This window comes from Roseivivax halodurans JCM 10272, from assembly GCF_000521785.1.
Classification (GTDB): Bacteria; Pseudomonadota; Alphaproteobacteria; order Rhodobacterales; family Rhodobacteraceae; genus Roseivivax; species Roseivivax halodurans.
Genome location: NZ_JALZ01000004.1, coordinates 19,624 through 38,994 on the forward strand (window position 1 = coordinate 19,624; position 19,371 = coordinate 38,994).

The 19,371-nt window shown below is 64.5% G+C and carries 16 protein-coding genes and 1 tRNA gene; 7 read left to right on the forward strand and 10 right to left on the reverse strand.

The features are described from left to right. Positions 1-83: 83 nt before the first annotated feature. Complete coding sequence (locus tag OCH239_RS05200; RefSeq protein ID WP_037259625.1) at positions 84-698, reverse strand: hypothetical protein; 615 nt, start codon at positions 696-698, stop codon at positions 84-86. 121 nt (positions 699-819) lie between these two features. Then, on the reverse strand, positions 820-2,997 hold the full coding sequence (locus OCH239_RS05205; protein WP_037259627.1) for a P-loop NTPase family protein: 2,178 nt from the start codon (positions 2,995-2,997) through the stop codon (positions 820-822). Between the two features lie 213 nt (positions 2,998-3,210). Here OCH239_RS05205 and OCH239_RS05210 point away from each other — a divergent pair, with 213 nt between their 5' ends. From OCH239_RS05210 to OCH239_RS05220, 3 genes are all read left to right on the forward strand, one after another. Beyond that, positions 3,211-3,579, forward strand: coding sequence for a helix-turn-helix domain-containing protein (locus OCH239_RS05210; RefSeq protein WP_037259635.1), 369 nt, complete (start codon positions 3,211-3,213; stop codon positions 3,577-3,579). Between the two features lie 266 nt (positions 3,580-3,845). After that, the gene (locus tag OCH239_RS05215) at positions 3,846-5,771 is read left to right on the forward strand and encodes a hypothetical protein (RefSeq protein WP_051489312.1); all 1,926 of its coding nucleotides are present in this window, start codon (positions 3,846-3,848) and stop codon (positions 5,769-5,771) included. 1 nt (position 5,772) lies between these two features. After that, positions 5,773-7,155 carry a hypothetical protein gene (locus OCH239_RS05220; RefSeq protein WP_037259636.1) on the forward strand — a complete coding sequence of 461 codons (1,383 nt, stop codon included), beginning with the start codon at positions 5,773-5,775 and terminating at the stop codon, positions 7,153-7,155. Positions 7,156-7,460: 305 nt separating this feature from the next. On the opposite strand, the gene OCH239_RS05225 is transcribed toward OCH239_RS05220, so the two are convergent. Further along, positions 7,461-7,685, reverse strand: a complete 225-nt coding sequence (locus OCH239_RS05225; protein WP_037259637.1) for an ATP-binding protein — start codon at positions 7,683-7,685, stop codon at positions 7,461-7,463. Between the two features lie 170 nt (positions 7,686-7,855). Here OCH239_RS05225 and OCH239_RS21625 point away from each other — a divergent pair, with 170 nt between their 5' ends. The 3 genes from OCH239_RS21625 to OCH239_RS22550 all read left to right on the forward strand — a co-directional run bounded on the left by OCH239_RS21625 (position 7,856) and on the right by OCH239_RS22550 (position 9,250). Next, entirely contained in the window at positions 7,856-8,320 is a 465-nt protein-coding gene (locus OCH239_RS21625) for a hypothetical protein (protein ID WP_051489313.1), read from the forward strand. Continuing rightward, positions 8,308-8,823 carry a hypothetical protein gene (locus tag OCH239_RS05235; protein ID WP_037259638.1) on the forward strand — a complete coding sequence of 172 codons (516 nt, stop codon included), beginning with the start codon at positions 8,308-8,310 and terminating at the stop codon, positions 8,821-8,823. Before OCH239_RS21625 ends, OCH239_RS05235 begins: the two co-directional genes overlap by 13 nt. Positions 8,824-8,899: 76 nt before the next feature. Then, entirely contained in the window at positions 8,900-9,250 is a 351-nt protein-coding gene (locus OCH239_RS22550; RefSeq protein WP_157577806.1) for a hypothetical protein, read from the forward strand. A gap of 284 nt (positions 9,251-9,534) precedes the next feature. Here the strand turns inward: OCH239_RS22550 and OCH239_RS05240 are convergent, their stop codons facing one another. The 5 genes from OCH239_RS05240 to OCH239_RS05260 form a co-directional block, all read right to left on the reverse strand. Further along, on the reverse strand, positions 9,535-10,443 hold the full coding sequence (locus OCH239_RS05240) for a TerB family tellurite resistance protein (protein WP_211241965.1): 909 nt from the start codon (positions 10,441-10,443) through the stop codon (positions 9,535-9,537). An 8-nt stretch (positions 10,444-10,451) separates the two neighbouring features. Then, on the reverse strand, positions 10,452-10,889 hold the full coding sequence (locus OCH239_RS05245; RefSeq protein WP_157577807.1) for a hypothetical protein: 438 nt from the start codon (positions 10,887-10,889) through the stop codon (positions 10,452-10,454). A 210-nt stretch (positions 10,890-11,099) separates the two neighbouring features. Next, positions 11,100-13,064: a site-specific integrase gene (locus OCH239_RS05250; protein WP_211241966.1), complete on the reverse strand. Its 1,965-nt coding sequence runs from the start codon at positions 13,062-13,064 to the stop codon at positions 11,100-11,102. A 461-nt stretch (positions 13,065-13,525) separates the two neighbouring features. After that, positions 13,526-13,600: transfer RNA gene (locus OCH239_RS05255), tRNA-Asn, on the reverse strand. Positions 13,601-13,679: 79 nt separating this feature from the next. Continuing rightward, on the reverse strand, positions 13,680-14,591 hold the full coding sequence (locus OCH239_RS05260) for an MBL fold metallo-hydrolase (RefSeq protein WP_037259640.1): 912 nt from the start codon (positions 14,589-14,591) through the stop codon (positions 13,680-13,682). 84 nt (positions 14,592-14,675) lie between these two features. Here OCH239_RS05260 and OCH239_RS05265 point away from each other — a divergent pair, with 84 nt between their 5' ends. Further along, the gene (locus tag OCH239_RS05265) at positions 14,676-15,962 is read left to right on the forward strand and encodes an ATP-binding protein (protein WP_037259641.1); all 1,287 of its coding nucleotides are present in this window, start codon (positions 14,676-14,678) and stop codon (positions 15,960-15,962) included. 7 nt (positions 15,963-15,969) lie between these two features. Here the strand turns inward: OCH239_RS05265 and OCH239_RS05270 are convergent, their stop codons facing one another. Beyond that, on the reverse strand, positions 15,970-18,174 hold the full coding sequence (locus OCH239_RS05270) for a hybrid sensor histidine kinase/response regulator (protein WP_037259646.1): 2,205 nt from the start codon (positions 18,172-18,174) through the stop codon (positions 15,970-15,972). Between the two features lie 4 nt (positions 18,175-18,178). Further along, positions 18,179-19,351 (reverse strand): FIST N-terminal domain-containing protein, encoded by a 1,173-nt coding sequence (locus tag OCH239_RS05275; RefSeq protein WP_051489316.1) that lies wholly within the window; start codon positions 19,349-19,351, stop codon positions 18,179-18,181. Positions 19,352-19,371: the final 20 nt, after the last annotated feature.

Sequence of the window (19,371 nt, forward strand, 5' to 3'; positions counted from 1 at the left end):
GACCAGTCTGGCGGATGGTTTTTCTGACAGGCCGGCCCGCTTGATTTGCCGATGGTGTCCGATAGTAGAAGAATTGGCTTCGCCTACTCATTCACGGGCAGATGAGGAGCATGCTGAGCAAGCGTATCCTTCATGAACGCGAACATTTCCTCCCTGAAGTCCTGACGCTGTTCGAGCTCTGTTATGCGTGTCAACAGGGCCGAATTCCGTTCCTGCGTCTCATGAAGTTGGTCTTGCATCGCTCGCGCCGCTTCTTCGAGCGCGGCCACCTCTTCTGCCTGTTGATCGAGTTTCATCAGTAGGTCGCGGATTTGCGCACGCTGGTTCGCCAGATCCATGTCCTTCTGCGCGACCTTCTGTTCGTTGATACGACGGAGTTCATCATGCTCGCGGCCCAGATGCAGCAAGACCGCAGACTCCACGGTTCGGCTGATCTCTCGGACTGCGTTTCGGCTTGTTTCAGGCAAGGCAACGATCAGACGCGCGGATTGCTGACGTGCCCGCTCATCGAGAAGCCGCTGGACCTCCTTGTCGAGGCTCTGGACGTTGATCCCAGGCGGCACGTCGAGGTGGACGCACATCGCTTTCTTCACAGCCTCGCCGGTCGGGGTATCACCGTTTTCCTCGACGATCCCGATGCCTTCGAGAACCTGCGCCTCGGTATACTTCGGAGGGCGGCCAGTTTTCTTCTCGGTCATTCTCGTTCCTTGTTGAGTTTCGCAAAGTCTTTGCGAAACGGGGTTTGCCAAAGGTGCCGCTGTGGGCTGAAAAGGATGTTGGTCCTTTTGGCGCTACGAAAAAGAAAAACTCAGGCGGATATCAGGCGCGGCAGGTCGCGTGCATGTCCGGCCATAGCCGGTGTGCCTGGTTCAGCGCATCTTTTGGTGTCGATAGCACGACTGCCGGGATTGCATGGCCGCCGCCTTGCTTTCGGAGCGCAAGCAGAGTCAGCGGCCACCCATTCCGTTTGGAAACACGATCGCAGAGTGCGACGAGGTGCTCGGTAGGTCGGCCACGGCGAAATCTCTTCGCTATCTCGTCTGTTCTGAAATCGCGGGGAAGGTCAGCGGCCAGTCCGCCGGCCGAAAGGCGCGTGCCGCGCACAGACCGCCCCCCCAACGCCCGCAGGGCCGCTTCCATCCGAACGTAGCCTGCGGGATCCGGCTCAAGCTCGAGGCCGCGAGCGAGCTGCTCGAAGGCGACAAGCCGGGAGATCGGAAAGCCTGGCAGGGGCAGGTTGCTGAGGATCACGACGCGTTTGCGGCGCTTCGGGGCAACGAGGCGCAGCCGGGCGATCGCTTGCAGGGTTCCGCATTCGCGTGTCTGGGCGATGACGGAGTGGGCCCTGGTATCCGGGTGTGTGTGACATTTCGTCGGAGATTCTGAGCCGTCGTTCATCAGGTGGAAGGAGTTCTGTGCCGGAAGCGGGCCCTTCTCATGTGAGATGATGGGGAGCGGATCCTGCCCGAAAATCGCACGTGCCGACCCTTCCATGTCGGAAACATCGGGCTGAAGGCGGCCTATCACGACGATCGTCGCGAAATCCTCGAAATCGTTGACACCTTGCGTTCGCGGCCCGAACCATCGAGGCACTGCACCGACGAGCGGTTGTTTCAGCCCGGCGTCATCCTTCGGAGTGATACCGGAGGCGTCTTTATGGAGCGCCCCGAGAACCGCTTTCGTGGCGACAACGAGCACGCCTGCTCCGGCGGCCCGGCCGACTTCACGTTTGAGGACGTCCAGCACGGCAGCGCGCCGCCCGGCGCCTTTTTCTTCGTCGAGCATCCACGTGTTGGAGAGTGTAAGGTCCTTGATTTGGACTATGTCCGCATCCGGGGGAGACTCGATGGCGATCAACTCCGCACCCGGTACAACCCGTTCTGTGATCTCCCGGTCTACGTCGGCATCGAGCAGCAGCATTGGCGCGTCGCGGGGGACATCCTCGGTGGTGAATATCTCGATCGACTGCCTTGATGCGCCATCGACGGTGGTCTCCGCCAGCCGCAGAATGTTGCAGCGACCGATGTCCTTTTCTGACAACAGCGAAAAGATGCGCTGCCGGCGCCGGGAGGCCAGGAAAGCCCTGCTATCGAAAGTGGTCACCCGGAATTTCTTCGCCGCCATATCCTGTGACGGGCTGAGCTCCAGATGTTTCCGCGACTTGCGCTCCATGTCGGCGAGACGGCTGATGCTGTCGGTTGTGAGGCCATCTCGCCGCACACGTTCGTAGAGCGGCAGATCTCGTTGGAGGCCGTCGACCACGAGGCCCTTGGCCCTGGACAGGGCATTGAGAAGCTCCTCGTCGACACGTGCCGGCGGAGCGCGCATAAAATCCTCGACGGAAATTTGGGATATTCGTGTCAGGGTCGGCCAGACCTTTTCATCCACGACCCGCAGCACGACCGGGTAATCGTCGTCGATCGGGGGGTGTACCGTCAGATATGCGTGCGAAAGGAAGACGACATGCGGTCCGGCGACGTCTTTTTGCGCGAGATACGGACACTCCGATGCGCAGGACGACTGGACGAAATTTCCGTCGGCATCCGCTCCGCGACATAGCGCTTGCGTCACGGAGGGGACGAAACCGGCAATTTTCTTGGCCAGATCCGAGTTCTCGCACATCTGCCGCGATCTGTCCTCCGGCCGAAGGGCTTCACGGCCGCGGATCACGCGGCTCGGAATATCCGGCGCCAGTCGAAGGAACTCGCTGTGCGCCCTCTCCGCGAGATCGAGCGTCGGAACGTAGAAGAGCACGTGACCGCGCGCGAGCAGCACCTCCCCATCGCGTGCGATCGCGCGAAGCGTGGTCGCCGTCTTGCCGAGACCGGCCGTCACCTTGAGAGCGAGCACAGCGCAATCTTTCTCGGACGTTTCCGGAGCCGACGTGGCCGCTTCAACGAACCCGCCGATAATTCCGGAGAGCTTGGCGCGCGCGTCTGCGGGGGTGTGCCAGTTTGGGACAGTCCCTATCGGCTCCAGGGTCTTTTCGTGTTTCATCTGCTGGCTCCTTTCGGAGGAATTGGGCGCCCGCGTTGTCGCGCAGAAACGCGCCTGATCACAGCTGCGTGAGGATTGGCGCGACAGCAATGGTGTCGCTGCCCAATTGATCCTTCTAATTCGGGCATGACACCATTGAGGCTGTCTCCGTGTGTTTCAGAACCACGAACGCGGGGACTAATTCCTTTTCAGGAACAACCTGAGGAGGAAAACATGCTTTCAGTTGAAGAAGTTGCCAACCATTTCGGCCTGCGACCGGACACGGTCCGGCGCAAGATCCGGGCGGGAGAGATCGAAGCGACCCGCATCGGTCGCGTCTATCGCATGGCTTGGCCGGATGTCTGGGCTTGCGAGGAGGGACCGATGCCGAAGCGTGCGCTGATCCGGCGCTACCAAGACAATTTGCTTGGCAAGAAGGTCATAGCCGGAGCGCTCCGCGTCAGCGTCCGCACCGTCGAACGGTGGATCGATCAGGGATTGCCGACGCGTACCGTGTTTGGGGCCGTCCGGTGCAATCCGCATGATGTGACGGACTGGCTGAAGTTGCGCGGGGTCGATCTGCCCGAGGGCTGGTGGAAATGACGCGGCCATCCGCCGCACAAATGCGACAGGCGTTCTCCCGACACGAACAGGAGGATCCTGTCCATCGCACAGGCGTCCCCGAACATAAATCGGCGTCATGTTCGGGGACGATACTGCGAAACGCGGGAAAATCGCGACAGATTGTGCGATCCGACCCGCCGGGCGCGATCTCCTTGAAGGACCGATGAGGGTCCGTCGCCCGCGCCCCGCGAGCCGCCTTTCCGAGTGAAGGCGGCCCGCGGGCCCCGAACCTGGAGATCGAGAAGATGAAGCATGACAGAACATTGACCACCGCCGCAGGCCCAATTTTCCCGGATTTTCTGCAATGGGCAAAGGAAGCCGGCGAAAGCCGCGACACCATTCTCGAGATCGAGAAGGTCGCCACGCGGCTCGACCTGACCGATGAGGAGCTGGATCTCATCCCGGCGGACCTCAGTTACTTCGAAAAGGTCGTTGCGGCGTCGCCCTATGGCGCGGTTTCGCGGTCGAAGAACCTCGAGGCGGCCCGCAATCGTGGGAATTCGCGCGTCCGCGCTGCTCTGGGCCGGTTTCTCGCCGCGTGCGGGCAACAGCCCTCGGACGCTGGTGCCCGCGCGAGTCATGACCGCGCGATCGACTTCATCGCCGCGAATGAGGGTTTCGTCGAGGGAGGGGCTCACTTCACCACAGGCACGCACAGGCCGTTCCTGCTCGTGCGGGCCCGCGCCCGACTGGCTCTGCCGGACCTGGACCAGGCGGAGTTCGACCGGCTCTGGCACGACGCGACCCCGGATGGGCGAAAATCCCTGAGAAAGTTCGCGCGGCGGGTCGAGGAACTTCGTCGCGGGCACAACTTATGGCCAGAGCTTGCCGACCTGCTGCCGCGCGAAGACTTCGAGGTGCCGGCCGTCTCCGACCGGGCGCGCCGATTACCGTGGGACTCGTTGCCCGCGGAGTTCCGTGCGGATGCCGAGGAGGTGTTCCGCCAGACCCTGCGCCAGCCATCCGACATGAAAGAATGGGCCAGGGAGCAGATGCGGTTTGGCCGTTCGGCCGTCGAGATCGATGCGGAGATTGCCGCGCGCGTCGGTGACAAGAAGAAAAAGCTGCCCAAGAACATCGAGACCGCGCTGGCTGGCTACCGGCAGGCCACGACTTGGCTCCTGCGCGAGAGCCATGCGCCGGAGACCGGGTTTGCGGGCCTCGGGACATTGCGCGACGCGTTCACCACCGACGCGCTGGAAGCGGCCTGCGCCGCGCAGATTGCGCGGAGCGCGGCGTCTCCCACGCTGAAGGATGCGGACGAAAGCTCGACGCTGTGGTCTCGGTTCACGAACCTGACGACGATCGCGCGGCACGGCCTGCGCGACCCGGAGATCCTCGCACGGATCCGCCTCGTGCGGATGTTCCATGCGGACTACGTATTGTCGCCGATCGAAATGACCGCAGACGCGGAGGCGATCTGCAACCGCCTCCGAAAGTCCCCGCATCTCGCAGCGGCCTTCGTAAACGCCCCCGCCCGGCTCGGCGACATCTCGGCCAAGGAACTCGCGACGGCATCGACCGACTTTGCAAAGGATCGTGCGCTCCGGCTGTCGGCTTGCGCCGCTGCCTACACGATCCAGGTCAGCCGGGCGCTGCGGCCGGCCAACCTGTTCATGACCCGTCGCCGGGCGACACCGAGCTGCCCGCGCAACCTCACATGGATCGCGGACCGGGAGCACGCCGAGCTCCGGTTTTCCGGAGGCGAGGTTAAGAACGGGGAAACTCTGGTCGTCAACGTGCTCGGAGACGACGCCAAGGTGCTCTGGCAGTGGGACAAAGTCGACCGGCCCAAGCTGATGAAGCTCCGCGGCCTCCACGAGTCGCCCTATCTGTTTCCGGGCACAGCCGCACCCCGATTGCGGAAATCTTCGCTGAACCTGCCCGGTGGTTGCATGTCCGTCGCATCGATCCTGGAGTTGTGGGATCTCGGCGACCGCCAGCTCGGGCTCGGGCTGACGCCGCACCAGTGTCGGCACGCGCTTGCCACGCTGTTGCTCGCTGTCAAACCCGGTGCGTTCGGAACCGTCGCTTCGGTTCTCGCGAACACGGAACAAGTCGCGAAACGGCATTACGGGAAGGACAGCGGTGAAGCGGCGGCCGTGGCCGTGCGCGCCGCTCTGCTTGAGCGGCACCCGGATATTTTTGCGCGCATGCAACGGAGAACATGACATGAAGAGCAGGCCAGACGAGATACTGAAAGATGTGCCGGCCGCGATCCGCCGTGCCATGCTGGAAGACGCGCTGCAAATCGAACCGGGCGCGGCGCAGGTGATGGGTCGTTTCTGGTCGGTGGTCCGGGCAGGCAAGGGCAGTCTCGCCATGCCGCCCACCGAGGCATACCGGGACGCGGCCGCTTCGGAATCGACATTTCGGTGTCTGCTGCGCGCGCTCGCGCAATACGCGCCGCATGTGTCGACTGCCTTGGCCAAGGTCGTCAGCGCGGAATGGTATGCCCGGCGACCGAAGCCGGCCGTGAAGGTCGCGCCGACTGTTGAGACGGCCATCGGTGCGGCCTGGCCCGAGACGTGGCGGCGGATGAAGCCGGAGCTCGACGACGTACGTATCAAGGCCAGCACCAGGCAGCGCTACATCGCCAGCATCGATCGATGCGCCACGATCGTCGCGGAAGGTCTCGCGTCCGAGGCGCATGGCTTCGTCGCTGCGTGCGAACTGTCTGAAGCGTTTGTGTTTCACCCCGACCCGGAACGGCGCGTGAAGCCGGTCACGGCCGCGAACTACCTCGAGGGCCTGATTGCCTTGGGCGCGAAAGGTGGAGTTGCAAACGAGAGCCTGACCGCCATGCGGGTCATCTCGCGCGACCTCAAGGACCAGGCCGAACTGGCGGAGAAGAACAAGTACGAACGGCTGTCGCGACTCATGGAACGCGGAGGCTATGCTCATGTCGCCGACAGGATCCGCGAACTCAGGGAACGCGCTCATGCCCTGCCGGCACATAGCGCAGCGCGCCGCCGCTGCATGCAGAAGGCGGTCGTCTGCGCGGTCATCATGAACAAGCCGCCGCGCAAGGGCGATCTCGTATCCTGGAGCTTCGGCCATCAGATCGTCCGTGAGGTCGACGGAACCTGGCGCGCCGAATGGGAGCAGGAGAAGACCCGGGCCGAGGCGGAAACGGGCGCGATCTGGCCCGAGATCTGCGAAATCCTCGACGAGTGGATCCTCGACGGGCGACCCGATCGCCTCGTTCATATCCGCTACCAGGAGCTTGTCGACAACAACTGGTTGTCGCTTGATCAAAGTCAGCCCTACCGGAATCTTCCGACCGAACTGACCAAGGCCGCGATTGGCGTCCCCTCACACGATCTGAGGACCCTTGCCGCGGACTACATGCGTCGTCACGACCCGGCACACGCCGCCGATGTCATTGCGACCCATCTCGGGCATGGCACGCGAAGAGCCGGCAAGGCTTATCGTGCCGAGTGCAAAGGGGCGGCGGGGGAGGCGATCTGGCAAGGGGCGCGAAAGACCCTTGCGGCGCAGTCGGAAAAATCAATCGGCAAGCGCAAGACCCGGAACCGCGCGACGCATTTGTAGTTTCGCCATGGTGTCTACCTGGCAGCAAGCGCGGAAGAATTGGAAGAAGGGATCGGCCCCGATCAATCGCGGCCCCCAACTTCAAATTGCGCGCACGTGTCAACTCCGAAGAATAAAGGGTCGGCTTTCCGGAGCGTAAGCCCGCGGTTGGGCATGTAGCCTGCGCATTGGCACGTGTACTACTCCGAGTAGCTGACGCGCGGCAAGCCGCATGAGCCGAAGACCAGTTTTTGGGTGTCTCGTGGGCTTGATGTCAGGTTCTCGTATCGCGGCGCTGGCGGAGCCTGAAACCCTCGCCTCTCATCTCAAGGATGGACTTGATGGGTCAGACTTTCGAGGATTGCAGTGACGACGACCGCGTCGACGATGAGGAGCTTCGGCATGGCGAAGTGCGTCAGCTTCTCATCCGGTTTCCCGCTCGTGTGCGCCTTGGCCAAGTCGGCCACCAGCGTCATGTCCGGGACAAAGCGCACGGCATAGCCCGCCACGATCATTGCTTGACCGCACGCCAACGGGGCGGTGGCGTGCATCCCTGTAGTGAATGGGAAAGAAAATAGCGGCACCTCCGCTTCCGCGACACGCTCTTTCTGACGAGAGCGCGTCCCGGAAACGGAAGTGCCTCACCAAGTGTCAAAACCGGCCGGCGAGACCCTCCCGCTGCTACCCGAGAGCCGGCCATAACACCCCCAGGAGAAAGGAGATGATCCGGGGTCTTGACCGCCAAGACCGGCGGCGAAAGTGGAGATACAAAGTGCTCATTACTCCGATCAAATCCGAAACCCGCGGCTGCAACGTCGGCCTCGTGGCAGCCAAGCGCATCGTTCAGGACAAGGGTCCGGATTTCATGACCGCCGCTGAAATCCTCGGCGGCCCGGCCGCGCTTCGCAGATGCGCCCGCGTTTTTTCCGATATCAAGACGGCAGGAACGCTGTCCCGGCGAATGAAGCGGGAACTCGTCTGGCTGCATCGTCTTCTCACGCTCGACCTCGGCGGTGATCCCGTTTCCATGGATGCGGCGTGTTTCGCAGCCATCGAGCCTGACGATCCGCGAGTTCATGGCATATGCCGCGCGGCCGACTTTCTGGATGACCTGCTCGTAGAGATCGCGGCAGATAATCCTGCATGCGACATCATTCCACCCTGGATCTCCCCATGCGCAGCATGACCGCCGGCCGGCCCGAGACGGGCCGGCAGCTTGAAGACGAGGCGCTCCTGCTTCGTCGCCTGCCGGAGAAAGACATGCAGACATACAACGAGATGCCGCTCGAAGAGCTCTTCGCGCGTGCCCTCGCTTCCGCACGTAACCTTGCCAGGGACTTTCCATGCAACGACGTGTCCGTAGACGCGCATGAAGCGAGTTCTATGCGCAGAACGCTCGAGGGCCTGTCGCACCACGCCGGCCTGACGGCGTCGGACGACGTTGATGCGGACTTGCTCATGTCCGTTCTCGCACGTGAGCTCGATCGCGAGACAACTGGCTGGAGCCGGATTTTCGACGGGTGGATCGATCCGGATATCGGTCAAATCGGGACAATCAAGAGTGTCCGCGTTCTGACAGAGCGCGGGCAGATGCTCGAGCGGCACGCGCGCGGGATCCAGGAATTCGCACATGTCCGATCCCTGTGCCGTGCCCGCCGTGACGCGGAAAAGCTCCTTCTCCGCGCCTGATCGCGCCAAGCCGAGATATACCGTCGGGCCGTCTTCCGGGCCGACGGAAAGCCGGTCAAGACTACAGGACGTTCAAATGACACGTTTGCTTTTCGACCGCGGCCAGATCGAGAAGGATCTGCAGACAATTTGGGCCTGGTGCGCTCACCGCTTTCCGCAGGAATTACCATTCGAAGCGAGTGGCATCGCGTTTCATCGCAGCGATGGCAAGATCGTTCTCGAACCGCTCTTTCGTGGGCCACGACACGGCCCTGATCGCACCGCCATGATTGATGAAGCGGATCGGCTCGCGGAAGCGCTTGGCTATCATCCGCTCGACGACATCTACTTTCACCGAAGGAACTGGCTCTTGCTGTGTCCTCGCCGCCCGACCGCCCACGAGCGCCTCAACGCGATATCTCGCGTTTTGAGTTTGAACCCGTGGTGAGGCGTACCCGTCGGAGTCGCGGACAGATTTCTCCCAGGCCGTGACCTTCGTTTTGATCTGTTCCGCCAGAAATCGGTTCGCCTGAAGACGGCTGTCGAGTCGAAGCGGACTGCACCGATACTTGGTCAATCATTACCGGACCTTCCGGGCCGGTTTCAGTAGTGTCGCGAAGGCACTCGCCGAAGAGTTTTCGTGCGTCGAGTCGTCATGAGCCTCCAGCGTAATGCGGCTCTGGTGCAGGCCGATCCCGAATGCCAAGAGGTCCGGTGCCCCGGGGGGAAGAGTCATGTATGGTCGTCGTCGGACGGCTCGTTGGAGGACGACAACGTGCGTGCGCCCATTGAGCGCGAGAAGCGGGTCCGCGCCGCTCCCAGGCTGTGTCCGACGCCTTGGCCCGCGGCCTTCGCCGCTCCCGAGAGGGACGACCGGGCCGATCGGATACTGCGCCGCAGGGAGGGAGACGTCTCCTTGCGCAGGATGATGTCTATGCGTTCCAGGGCCATCTCCTCCCGTTCGTCGATGTGACCATCGACGGCCACGAGTTCACCGAGGTGAGAAAGTATTTCGGTACGGATTGTGGCGGCATTGCAGTCCGGGTTGTTTCGCAATTGCGTCCCGAGCGCGGTGGCTGCCTCCTTCAGGCTGACCTTGTCGTGGTTCCTGGCGATCGTGTCGATCGCCGCGTGCGCGTAATCCGCGGCTATTCCCCATTCCTCCACGAAGTTGGTGACGATCAGCTCGCGCTCCTGGGCGTCAATCCTGCCATCGACGGCGGCGACCTTGACCGAAAGCGTTCCCATCATGTCGACGAGAGTCGCGCCGAGAAAGTCGATGGGCGTATTGATGAATTCCGGTATCTTCCTGACCCTGGATGCTCCGTATCGGCCGGCAAGGCGCATCACGCCCCAATAGGCGCCTGCCGAGCCCACGCCGGCCGCGATCACCCAGCCGATGGGGGTCGCGGCGCCGACGCCGATCAGGGCGAGGATTTTCGAGCCGGCGAAAAAACTTGAGGCCACGGTGTTCGACGCCGCAACGCCGGCCCCGGTCGCGGCGACACCGCCCACGTCCCAGAGCTCCTGGAGCACGCGCGCGGACCGGATCGATCGGTAGGCATCCTCTCCGATGTCGAGTTTCAGCCGGAAGCGGAGATCGTCCGCGACGACCTCGTCGATGCCCGCGAACTCCTTCATGGCGCCGCTCATGCGGTCGCCTCGGCGATCCGGCGTTCGAGGGCATCGACGAAACCGCGCACCTGCACGCCCAGGTCTCCGGCGGCCATGTCATGCACCGCACCGACGCCAAGGCCCAAGGCCAGAAGCAGCGGCCCGGCGATGGTGCCGAGGAGCGGACCGATGAACGGGATGGAGGCGATGAGCATGGCCATGACCACGGCGACCACCACCGCAAAGATCGTATGCGGGAACGCCCGCGTCAGAGCGAGTCCGAGGTCGAGTATCATCCGGCCGATAGCAAGCAAACGGTTGCCGACCGTTACCGTGATCCGGGCCAGATCGGCCAGCAACGCCTTTACGTCCGCCGATGCGTCGAGCCGTGCTATGCGGCGGGAGAGGGCGCGCGCGGTCGACGGGGGCGACGACGCAAAGGACGAAGTATCCAAGAATGATTTCGGGGTCATGATTCAATCTGTACGCTGTCGCGCAACCTTGCCTGATGCGGTCCCGCGGGAGCAACACTGGATATTTGCGCGCCGACATGGATCACATCATGCCAATATTGCCCAAATATCGGCTTTTTGGAATGGGGCTGGGGCGAATGCATGGATCCCGCAGGTCGCCATTCCCCTGATTGAGCCATCCCGACGGTGCTGACGGCGGACAAAGGTACATTATCCGACGACTTGCAGCCGCGGTTTCGAATTCTCTTCGCGATCCTCCGGGAAGGGACGCCGGATCATGCTGATATCGACGACAACGGATTCCATACGCTTGGCGAGTTTCTCGATCCCGAGATTTTGCCCGTAGGAGCGGTCGCCCTCGTCGACATAGGTGTGCCCCATGAGACGGCAGCGGATGGCGTCGGACTTGTCGTCCCCCAGGAGGTCGTGGTGGAACGTGGTCCGCAACGCGTGGAAATCGAGACCCGGCCAGTAACACTCGTTGGTCCGACGATAATACCCGAAGGTCTTTGAGAAGTTCGCCGAAAAGGTGTCTTTCTGCTTACCGCGATTGAGGAACGGGAACAGGCGGATGTGCCCCTGTTTCCTGCGCTGCGCGACCAGTTTCAGAAGGCCAAGTTTGATCAGCTGCGGATGGACCGGCAGGGTCCGGGCGCTGCTGAGCGTCTTCACGCCGTTGACGATGGTGTGCCGGATGCGCAGGTACGGAATACCCTTGTCGGAACCGAAGTCGTCGGGGCCCAGCTGGAGGATCTCCTCCATGCGCATGCCCTGATGCCGCGCGATGAGAGGTGCCCAGAAGAGGGGCTCGCCGATATCCTCGAGCGGTTCCTGGAAAATGCGGGACCCCCAAAGGTCGTAGATCCGATCATCCCACGCTTCCCGCTTACGCTGACCCTCCGCGCTCTTCAGGGCCTTCTCCTCATCTTTGGTCCAGGTACAGATGCTGAACGGGTTCTGATCGATCAACTGCATGTCCATCAGCATTTCGCCGACAGCGCGCATGACGCGTCCATGTTTCAGATACGTGGCCACAGAAATCCTCGCCCCATGTCCGGCCAGACGCATCTTGTCGATCTCCTCCGAACTCGCGCCGCCCGTCTTTGCGGTCTCGATGTTCCGATCGAGCTGGGCCTGCTTCGCGTCCGCCTTCTCGATCAGTTCGGTCAGGGTGTATTTGGCACGGTCTGTCTCGGACTTGCTGTGATTGGCCGGGACGCGCCAGAAGCGCTCGAGAGCGTCGTTGACTTCGTCGACCGGAATTTCGTCGACCGGTTCGTCGCCGAGAGCCGCCGGCCAGTAATCGAGCGCCAGCCGATACTTGCCCCTGTGATCCTCGCAGAGACGCTCCGCGACAGACGCGGCCTTCAGCTTCTCCGGGATACCCTGGCGTTTCTGGTGTTTATGGAACGGGGCCCTGTAGCCCCAGCTCAGCAGCTCGAAATAGAGCTCGATCGCCTCGACCAGGGTGATCCCGCGTTGCTTGTCGAGCGCCGCACGAGATTTTTCCGACAGCAATTTCCGATCGATCAGGATACGAGGCGGGCGCGCCGCAACGCGGGCCTTCTGCCAGCTTGCTTCATCGTAGCCCTCGGGAAGATCGAACCCGGCCGGTACGATCGCTGGCGTGAGGACCGTCGAGTCGCGAAGAGACGACATGACCGCTGAGGGTTCATCTTGGATGGCCGCCTCCTGCTGCTGGTCCGGTTCAGGTGGAGTGTCCGGTGCCGGAGGCGCTTCTGGCACGGCCGCGCCGATGTCTGTTGCGAATGATGTCGGTGCATGTGCTGCAGTGTCCGGCAATGCCTTGGCGCCCGCGAAGGTGGCCGGTGCGACCGGCATCTCCGCCTGGCGGACCTGATCCGGGTTTGCGGCCGGCTCGACCGTGCTGACCGCGCGGCGGAACACCGGTGTCGGCTGCTGGTAGATCCCCTGCTGTCGGCGGGCGCGCTCCTGGCTGACGTCGAGCAGGACCTTCGTTGCCTCGTAGGCCAGCGCTGTCCAGTCTTGGTCGCCGTCGTCGAGCGTGATCCCGAGATGGGCGGCGACATGTTTCAGCGGCCGTCGCGCGACCTCGCGGTCCCCGAGCCAGAGCGCGTGGCGCAGGGTCGACTGCAGGGCCTCTTCACGCCGGAGATCCGAAACGGCCGCCTCCGGGCTTCGGGGCGCGGCCACGGCGCGCGTCCGCTCGAAGGCCTCGATCTCGAACCGAGCGAGGCTTTCCAGCATCCTGACCTGAATTTCGGGCGCGATCGCCATCATCGTCTCCGCGTCTGCGGCGAAGACCAGGTCGCTCAGCTCGGTGAGGCGGCGGGCCAGGATCTTCGCGTCGCGAAGGACATGGATGCGAAGCGAGAAGCACAAAAAATTTTTCTGGGGCGGCGCCGCGTTTTCTTTCCCCCGGAGGACGGGCGACGGCTCACCCCGGTCCCGTAGGGACCGGGCCAGGCGCCTGCGCCAGTAGTATCCGGCGCGGCGGGTCTCGAGGTGGGGCGGCAAGCTCCGATTCCGGGGCATGGGCCATGCCTCCTGTGCACACGTTGTGCACCGCCGTGTGCACCTGGATGTGCACCTCGTCGTCGAGCTCCGAGTCCGGGCCTCGAAAATCCAATGATTTCAGGGGGTAGCTGGTGATTTGGCTCCGGCGGTAGGGATCGAACCTACGACCAATTGATTAACAGTCAACTGCTCTACCGCTGAGCTACGCCGGAACACGGGGCGGTGTATAACCAGCGTGGCCGGCAGCGTCCAGAGGGGGTGGGCCGGAAAATGAAGAAAATGGCGCTCCCGTCAGGTCAAGCCGAATTCGGAGGCGGCGGAGAGCGCTCCGGCTGGCGCGACCAGTGCTCTCGACGACAGATCGACGAGATGGGCGAGGACGTTCCGTTCGGCGGCGGGCAGAAGATGACGGGGCGTCTCGGTGTAGAGTCTGGCGGCGAGGAGCGCGGGGGTTGCAGGGCCGTCGGCAAGCGCGGCGAGGATCGCGGTCTCGCGCGCGCGCCGGTGCGTCAGGAGCGCGGAGACCCTGGCGGCCGGAGCAGCGACCGGAGCGCCGTGCCCGGGGTAGAGCACCGACCATTCGGACCGAGAGATCCGGTCGAGCGACGCCATGAAATCGGTGAGGTCGCCGTCGGGCGGTGAAACGAGAGAACTCGCCCAGCCCATCACGAGATCGCCCGTGAAGAGGATGTCATCCCAGGCGAAGCTCAGGTGGTTCCCGAAATGTCCGGGCGTATGCAGCGCACGAAGGCTCCAGCCCTCGCCGGTGACGACGTCGCCGTCCGCAAGGGTCTCGTCCGGCCGGAAAGTCCGATCGACCCCCTCGCCACCGCCGAGCTCGCCCGAGGAGGCCAGATGCCGCATAGCCGCGCTGCGACCGGCCTCGGGACCGCCATAGGCCAGGACGGGCGCACCCGTCGCCTCGCCAAGCGGTCGGGCGAGGGGGGAATGGTCGAGATGGGCGTGGGTCACGAGGATCGCCGTCACCCTGCCTGCTCCCACCGCCGAGAGGATCGCTGCGAGATGGGTCATATCGGACGGTCCGGGATCGATCACCGCGACATCGCGCGTGCCGACGAGGTAAGTGTTCGTCCCGCGAAAGGTCATCGGCGAGGGATTCGGCGCGAGCACGCGGCGGAGGCCCGGTCCGAGAGGTTCGGGCCTGCCCGGAACGGGGCGGAAATTTGGATCGGGATCCTGCATACGAGGCACCTGTCGTCTGGGCATGTCGGGCAGCGCGGCACGATCCGGCTTTTCCCGGCGCCCGCTCCGGCCTAGGACTAACCCATGTCGTTTCGGTGGCTCAAAGACTATGTTCCGCGCGGCCTCAATGCCCGCGCCCTGCTGATCCTGATCCTGCCGGTGGTGACGGTGCAGCTGGTGGTCTCAGTCGTGTTCATCCAGCGCCATTTCGAGGGCGTCACCGTGCAGCTGACGGATCAGCTGGCGCGCCAGGTGAACGCGATCCTGTCGGTCGAGGAGCCATGGCTTCCCGCGATGCTCGATCTCCGGGTCGAGGAGATGACGGAAGCCGACATGCCGCCCGCCGACACGCGGCGCTGGTACGATTTTTCCGGACGGGTGGTGATGCGCGAATTGCGCAACGACGTCGCTGGGCTCGAGCGGATCGTGCTGCCCAATGACCAGGAGGCGCAGCTCTATGTGCGCCGGGGCGATCTGGTCTATGCCTTCATGTTCGATCGCGACCGGGTGTCGGCCTCGAACCCGCATCAGCTTCTGGTGAACATGGTGGTGTTCGGCGGTCTGATGACCGCGATCGCCTACCTCTACCTGCGCAACCAGCTGCGCCCGATCACGCGGCTCGCGCGCGCCGCCGAGGCGTTCGGACGGGGGCGGCACATGCCCTATGCGCCTGCCGGCGCCGTCGAGGTGCGCGCGGCGGGCAACGCCTTTCTCGACATGCGTGCGCGGATCGAACGGCAGATCGAGCAGCGCACGCTGATGCTGTCGGGGGTGAGCCACGATCTGCGCACGCCGCTCACCCGGCTGCGACTGGGGCTTTCGATGATCGACGAGGACGAGGCGGAACCGCTCCTGCGGGACGTGGACGACATGCAGGCGCTGGTCGACGCCTTCCTCGACTTCGCGCGCGACAATGCCGAGAGCGGCGAGGCGGAACCGACCGATCCCGCGAGCCTCGTGCGGTCGGTGGTGGCCGACGCCGTGCGGTCCGGCCGCGACGTGCGCCTCTCGGGGATCGACGGGGAGGGACGTGTCGCGTTGCGTCCGGTGGCGATCCGGCGCGCCGTCGAGAACCTCGTGAGCAATGCGGTCCGCTACGGCACGCGCTGCGAGGTCGGGGTGCGGCTTACCGAGAAATCCCTGCGGATCCGGATCGAAGACGACGGGCCGGGCATCTCTCCCGACAGGCGCGAGGATGCGATGCGCCCCTTCGTGCGGCTCGACCCGTCGCGCAATCAGGACCGGGGGACCGGCGTAGGGCTCGGTCTTGCCATTGCGGCCGACATTGCGCGGGCCCATGGCGGAGTGCTGAGGCTGGGCACGAGCGAGACGCTCGGGGGGCTTAGGGCAGACATCGTGATCGCGCGCTGAACGACGTTCAGCCTCCGGCGACCTCGCGCAGAAACGCGCCAAGCGCGCTCCGGTCGATGGGTTTCAGCAGCCGCGGCAGACCCAGATCCCCGCAACGCCGCCGAACATTGTCCGAGCGGTCCGCCGTCACGATCGCCGCGGGCACGGGGCCCCATCTATCTCGAAGGGTGCAGGCAAGCTCGAGCCCGGTCGCTCCCGTCCCGATCTGCTGGTCGAGGACGGCGGCATCGGGGACGAGCGCCAGATCGTCGAGGAGCGCGAAGGCGCCTTCGGCATCCTCCGCTTCGATCACGCTGGCGCCCCAGCTCTCCATCAGCAGCGTCAGCGCCCGGCGGAGCGAGGGGTCGTTCTCGACGAGCAGCACGACGATGCCCGCCTGACCGAGCCGCACCGGACCCGCGAGGCCGCTCGAACGTCGTCCGTCAGGGGCGGTGCCGACGCCGGCAACCGGCACGGTGACCATGAAGCAGGATCCTCGACCGGGCGCCGAGATCAGCCCGATCGGATGCCCGAGGCGGGCGCATGCGCGTTCCACGATGGCGAGCCCGAGGCCGAGGCCGTCGTTCCGGCTCGCCCGCGCGTCGAGCCTGCGGAACTCCTCGAAGATAGCGCTCTGGTCCTCTTCGGCGATGCCGGGCCCGGTATCGTGCACCTCGATCCGCGCGCCGAGACCTTTGCGCCTCACGCCCACCAGTACGCGGCCCTCGCCGGTGTAGCGCACGGCGTTGGAGATGAGGTTCTGGATCACCCGCCGCAGATAGGCAGGGTCGGTCTCGACGATCAGGCTCGAGTCGACGATCCGCAGGTCGAGGCCCTTTCGGGCGGCGAGCACCTCCATCTCGTCGCGCAGGGGACCGAGGATCTCGCGCAGCGCCACCGGGCGGATGTCGAAATGCAGCCGCTCGGAGTCGAGCTTCGAGATGTCCAGAAGCGCCTCGATCAGGCTTTCCGCGGACGACAGCGCGCTCTCTGCCTTCGCGAGGACGTCGCGGTCTCCGGGGCTGGCGAGGCGGCTGTGAAGCGAGTCCATGAAGAGCTTCGCGGCGGAGAGCGGCTGCAGCAGGTCGTGCGAGGCCGCTGCGACGAAGCGGGTCTTGGACGCGTTCGCACGCTCGGCGGCCGCAAGCGCGTCCTCGAGCTCGAGCGTCCGTTCCATCACCCGGCTTTCCAGGGCCTCGTTCATCTCCGCGAGGCGCTGCGCCGCCTCGCGCTCTTGCGTCACGTCGGTGACGGAGATCACGAAACCGCCGTCGGGCATGCCCTGGCCAAAGACGTCCAGCGTCTGCCCGCTGCTGCGGCGCACCTCGAAGCGGATCGGCCCGCCAGCACCACAACAGGTGGCCCATTGCGCGAGCGACGCGCGCGAGGACGATCCGGTGAAGGTGAAATCCGCCGACAGGCGAGAGAGCAGCGTCTCGAAGCGTGAGCCGATCCGGAAGAGCCGCGCCGAGATGGCGAGAAGCGTGCTGACCTTCGCGTTCCAGCCGACGAGCCGACCCGCGCTGTCGAAGATCGCGACGCCCTGGTTGAGATGGTCGAGCGTCGCGCGGATCATGCGGGCCTGGCTGTCCTTCAGGCGCTCGCGTTCCAGTCGCTCCATCTGGACGATATCGGTCACGTCCGTCTGGACCACGACGGTGCCGTTGTTGCCGGTCCGATGCTCACTGACCTGCAGCCACCTCTGTCCGGTCAGCTCGACGTTGAACATCACGTGCCGGTCGTGGTGGCGGCGCATCCGTTCCACGACCCAGGCCTCGGGCGATTGATGGCCCGCGAGCGCCAGGGCCCGAGAGCGGCTGATCTGGCGAACGTAACCCTCGAAGGGCAGGCCGGGCGAGAGGTCCGTCGCGGTATCGCGGAAATCCTGGCAAAAGCGCGCGTTGCACATCACCATGACGTCCGACGGATCGAAGAGGGCAAATCCCTCGCTCAGCGTGCCGATCGCGTCGGCGAGGTTGCGGCGCGCGGCCTCCGCATCCTCGGTGGCCTGGGCGAGCCGCGCATTCGATTCGTGCAAAAGATCGAGCGTATGCTCGAGATCGGAGGTCCTCTCCCGGACGCGCTGTTCGAGCAGGGCGGCACGTTCGAACTGGGCATAGGCGGCGCCGCTCTCGGCGGTCTGGTGTTCAACCCGCCGCATCAGCGATTCCGCGATCTTGGCGAGCTTCTCGTTCTGACGCTCCGGTGTATCCGCAGGGTCGATCAGAGACATGGGATCATCTGCCCGGCGGGTAGATCGCGACCCCGGTCAGGGTCTGGTTCACGTGCAACCCGCCGAACTGCTCGCCATAGGTCGAGAACCCGATGACACGGTGCCGACCGAGGATCTCCGAGATCGCGCGGGTCTGCTGGCCCTGACGTGCCTCGATCCGTCGCAGGATGCAGTCGCAGCCGAGGATCTGCGCAGCGCCGTCAGGGGACAGCAGCGCGAGGTTGCGGTCGAGATGCGCGGCCATGTCCTCGTGATCCGCGAGGGTGAGGACCATTCCCTCGTTGATGGCCGAGAAGAAGACGAGCTCGCCGTCCTCGGTCACGCGCTGGATCGCCCGGACGTGGTGAGTGTCGCCGAGCCGGACGACCACGGGATGCGCGGCGAAGGTGAAGGGGTCGAGCTGATTGGGGTCCTTGCCGAGAAGGCGCGCGAATTCCTTTGCCGCGGGTTCGGCGTTGATCTCGCGCACGAGACGGCGTTCGGGATCGGCCGCGGTGACGACCATGCGCGTTTCCGTCGGCGCCAGATGGTCGAGGGAGAAGACGCGCACCGTGCAGCGCGAGCGAACGAGGGCCATGAGGGCTGCGTTGGTCAGGACCTCGCCATTGCGAGCGAGCCTTGTCTCGCGGAAGCGCGTGCCATCGCCGGCCGAGCCGCCGAAGAGCGGCATCGCGCCCAACCCCCGAGACAGCATCGCGGTAAGGTGCTCCTCGCGCATCGAGAGCCCGTCGACGAGCAGGAAGGCGAACTCGGTATCCATGCCTTGCGCCGCGGGCCGGTGACCGAGCGCGATCCGGTGCTGTATCAGCGCGTCCGTGACGTGCTCATCCGAGACGCCGTCGAGCGGAGCGATGGCGTAGCTGCTGACTTCGAAATGCGCGGACGGGAAGGCGACAGCGACGATCTGATCGTCCTCGTAGCCGGCGCGCCCGATCTCTCCTGCCGTGGTGCAGGCCAGCACCTCCGCGGGGCCGAACATCACCGCTGCATCCCGCGCCACGTCCTCGAAATCGGCGGAAGGCGAGACGAAGAGGCATACGAGCGCGAACGGTCCGTCGCCGAGCTCGGTCCGGATCGCCGTGACGGGCGATGCGTCATGCGCGGGGGCCTGAGCGGTTCGAAGGACCTTCGTCGCGGCGACAGGCTCCGGAAGGACGCTTGGATGCGCTCCGTCCACGTGTTTGCCTCCCCTCCCAG